Raw genomic sequence first — 3623 nt, forward strand, 5'->3', positions numbered from 1 at the left:
CGCAACAAGGAAAATCACACCAACCTTTTGAACGCCTGAAAAAGACATGACAAAAAACATATTTCTCCACGCAACTATTTTACATATTGGCTCATCTTAACCAAAAACAAATAATTTTAATCTGTAAAAAAAATGAAACACGGCCCCTGAAAAATCAAAGAATGACCCGGCAACAACAAGGTTGTTTCGCCCGGCGCCCCAAACACAACCCGCTCTTAATTGCTCTTTTGCCTGGCAACTTTCTGTTACCGGGAATACTAAAAAAAAAATTAAACTTAATCCTGTAATGTTTTATTATTGATATTTAAAAACTTAAAAACAAAAAAATGAAAAATCAAAAAAAAATTATTTTTATTACATGCTTGTGTGTTATTCTTTTTTTTCTTCAACACCCCATATTAAAGGCACAGAAAATTGATTCAAAAAACGACAAATCAAAATATGAAATTGCAATAGATTTGCAAAATTTCTTCTCCGAGGGCTACCCTGAAAAGATGTTGTTTAAAATTAACAACATTAAAGAAAACCAAATTAAAGGTGCTTACCGATTGGGAATTGGAGCATCGTATTGGATTGATAAATATAAAATTACCCAGAATAATGAAAACTATGATTTAACAGCGAAAAAGCAACAAACCAATTTTTCACTGTCATTCGGGTACGAATTTCAAAAACAGCTTGATAGGGCCGTTTTTTATTATGGCGCTGATTTAGGTGCTTTCGTTGGAATTACAGATGACATGGATTATCCACATGTTGCCGAATATTACAACCTGTCTTTTGTCCCTTTCGCGGGGGTAAAGGTTTTTATTACCAATAGTTTATCAGTTGCTTTTGAAGCCGGACTAAAAAATTTTTACTGGTGGAATAAAGAAGAGGGTGGTGATGTAAATCCTGATAATCGCCAATATCATAGCTATTACATATCCAAGCTTGAATTACCTTATAGTTTAACCTTTAATTTTAGTTTCTAATGAAAACACCCCATGGGATTTGGAAGTGTACTCGGAAATGCAACAGTTAAAAGCGAAACAAACCAACCTGCGGGGGCAAAGCGCCAAAATACAAATCGCCGGCTGGAAAGAGAGGATTTACATGGTGCAGGTAAGATATAAAGATGAAATATTAACAGGCAAGCTGGTGGTGAAAAGATAGATGTTTATGAGCAAACCTTCAAGGTTTTGGAAACCTTGAAGGTTTGATTAAAAAAACCAAAACAGGATGAACCCACAAACAAAAAAATATTTGCCACGCAACCTTTTGTTAACAAAAAACATCTACCAAACAAAACCATTTTAAAAACGATTAAAAATGAAACATGAACCGTAAACAAACCCTAAAAATGCCCCGGCAGCAACAAGGTTGTTTCGCCTGGCGCCCCAAACACAACCCGTTCTTAATTGCTCTTTTACCTGGTAACTTCGGCTCTTTGAATGTTGTAGATGATTTAAAAAGAAAAAACAAAAATTTCTTTATTTTTCAAAGCAAACATCATGAAAATCAAAAATTTAAAACTAAGCGTATTATCCCTGCTCCTGCTAATTGCCTGGACAGGGTGTAAAGACGACGAACCGCTTGAAACCGACCCTTCCCAAATTATCCTTGGAAAATGGGAAATAGTCGAAATAGGTAATTATCCGGACATGAGGTCGGTGGAAAACCCCTCAGGTTATAAAGAATATCTGCCTGACAGTGTACTACGCGAATATGAATATGAAACCGGTGAGTATTATTATAAAAAGTACAGTATTGATACTCTTCTCCATGAATATATATACGTCCCTCAAAAAGGACAATATATGCCTTTTTTCGAGTATAGCTATGTTTTTGCAGACAGCAACAATAAAATATATTTAAAATATAGAAATGTTGCTGCAATATTTAACGACGTTACATTTAAACGAATAAAATAAACCACAATGAAAACAATATTTTTACTTATAATTTTTAGCTTTTCCGTTTTGTACATTGAAGGACAAAATAACGATAGTATTATAATTAAGCGAAACGGCAAAGGGATCGTGGAATATGTGAAGTTTCCTTCCCCGCAATCTCCTGAATCGAAAAGAGTAACAGTACCTGAAACTGCAAAAGCTTTTTTTGAGGAATAATTGAAACCGGCACCTGCCACTAATTTTGTGTTGCAGCCGCAAAAACAACGGAACAAAAATTTCCGCCACGAACATTACGACCAATTTTACAACGGGGTAAAAGTTGACGGGGCAGGTTATAATTTTCATTTTGAAAAAGGCAGGATGTATCTTGCCCACGGTAATTTCATTAAAATTGAAGGGCTAAGCACTACCCCGTCAATAACCAGGGAGGAGGCCAAACAGGCATTTTCAGATTACAAAGAAATCCCCGTTGAGAAAGTTGCCGGATTTAAGGCTGATTTACTCATAAAGGAAATTTTGAATATTTTTGGGAAGGACACAGTGTATTCTCCGGTTTTGGTTTACCAAGTATATTTGATTACCGGGCATCCCAACAACGATGAAATAGGGTACATCGATGCACAAAACGGAAAAGTATTGTTTACTGAACCAAGCATAACTGGTTACTCGGCCACAGGAACATTCGAAACCCGGTATAACGGGACAAGACAGGCAACAGCACAGCACTATAACAATACTTACAACTTATGCGACTCGAGCCGAAATGCGGTTATCCACACGTGGGATTTGAACGGCAGTGCCAATATAAACAGCAGGGTTGAACTAACCGATGCCGATAATAACTGGACTGCCAATGAATATGCTGCCAGTGAAGACGACATGGGCTTGGATATCCACTGGGCATTGCAGGAAATTTATGACTATCTTTTAAATGAGCACTCCATTAGCAGTTACGATGACAATGATTTCGATATTGATGCGTATTTCCACTATGGCAGTACAGATAACGATAGAGATAATGCATTTTGGAACCTAAATTTAAATGTGTTGTTATTTGGAGATGGAGCTGTAAAATTTAATCCGGTAGCCAGCCTCGACGCAGTAGCCCATGAATACGGACATGGGATTACCGATTTCCAGATTGGCTGGGCATACAGCGGCGATTTTCAAATATTTCATGAGGGGTTAAGCGATATCTGGGGCATTATTTTGGAAAACCGGATTTCTCCCAGTTTGGTATGGGAAATAGGTGAAGGTGTAATACTAAATTATGACTGTATAAGAAATATACAGAATCCCGAAGACACGAATGCTGAAACGGAAATATCGGATACATATTTAAGCAGTACCTATAATGCCGGAAACCAGTATGTAAAATCCGGCGTTTTTTCACACTGGTTTTATCTGCTTGTTAATGGCGGCTCGGGGACAAATGACAATGGAAACAGTTATACTGTTTATGGTATTGGTATGGATGCAGCCGAAGATTTGATTGTAGAAGCAGTGTTTAATAATTATTTGGATAACCAAAGCACTTATCCTGGGATAAGGACACAAACTATAAATGCGGCGGCAAGTGGAGCTCTGTTTGGTTCAAATTCTTTCCATACCCGTCAGGTTGAAGCAGCATGGTATGCTGTCGGTGTTGGCACTAACCCCACCCAGCCAACCATTTCAGGCCCAAGCGCGGTTTGTTATTCCGGTTCAACGTTTACCGCAAACAATCCT

Annotated in this window: 6 protein-coding genes; all 6 read left to right on the forward strand. The window is 37.6% G+C overall.

Annotated elements, in window-relative coordinates:
* The first annotated feature begins 494 nt into the window (after positions 1-494).
* A complete protein-coding gene (locus ACESMA_RS21365) occupies positions 495-974 on the forward strand; it encodes a hypothetical protein (RefSeq protein WP_372950916.1) in 480 nt (159 codons plus the stop codon).
* Positions 975-1011: 37 nt separating this feature from the next.
* Positions 1012-1155, forward strand: a complete 144-nt coding sequence (locus ACESMA_RS21370; RefSeq protein WP_372950917.1) for a hypothetical protein — start codon at positions 1012-1014, stop codon at positions 1153-1155.
* 163 nt (positions 1156-1318) lie between these two features.
* Positions 1319-1561 (forward strand): hypothetical protein, encoded by a 243-nt coding sequence (locus ACESMA_RS21375; RefSeq protein ID WP_372950918.1) that lies wholly within the window; start codon positions 1319-1321, stop codon positions 1559-1561.
* Entirely contained in the window at positions 1494-1913 is a 420-nt protein-coding gene (locus ACESMA_RS21380) for a hypothetical protein (RefSeq protein ID WP_372950919.1), read from the forward strand. The genes ACESMA_RS21375 and ACESMA_RS21380 overlap by 68 nt, the downstream gene beginning before the upstream one ends.
* 6 nt (positions 1914-1919) lie before the next feature.
* The gene (locus ACESMA_RS21385) at positions 1920-2111 is read left to right on the forward strand and encodes a hypothetical protein (protein WP_372950920.1); all 192 of its coding nucleotides are present in this window, start codon (positions 1920-1922) and stop codon (positions 2109-2111) included.
* A partial coding sequence (locus tag ACESMA_RS21390) for a M4 family metallopeptidase (protein ID WP_372950921.1) occupies positions 2112-3623 on the forward strand: 1512 nt, incomplete at its 3' end. It lies immediately after the preceding gene.

Source organism: Mariniphaga sp., from assembly GCF_041687215.1.
GTDB lineage: Bacteria > Bacteroidota > Bacteroidia > Bacteroidales > Prolixibacteraceae > Mariniphaga.

Excerpts from the sequence above, each read along its gene's own strand:
- ACESMA_RS21365 (WP_372950916.1), top strand. The coding sequence starts at position 495 with ATGTTGTTTAAAATTAACAACATTAAAGAAAACCAAATTAAAGGTGCT.
- ACESMA_RS21370 (WP_372950917.1), top strand. The coding sequence starts at position 1,012 with ATGCAACAGTTAAAAGCGAAACAAACCAACCTGCGGGGGCAAAGCGCC.
- ACESMA_RS21375 (WP_372950918.1), top strand. The coding sequence starts at position 1,319 with ATGAACCGTAAACAAACCCTAAAAATGCCCCGGCAGCAACAAGGTTGT.
- ACESMA_RS21380 (WP_372950919.1), top strand. The coding sequence starts at position 1,494 with ATGAAAATCAAAAATTTAAAACTAAGCGTATTATCCCTGCTCCTGCTA.
- ACESMA_RS21385 (WP_372950920.1), top strand. The coding sequence starts at position 1,920 with ATGAAAACAATATTTTTACTTATAATTTTTAGCTTTTCCGTTTTGTAC.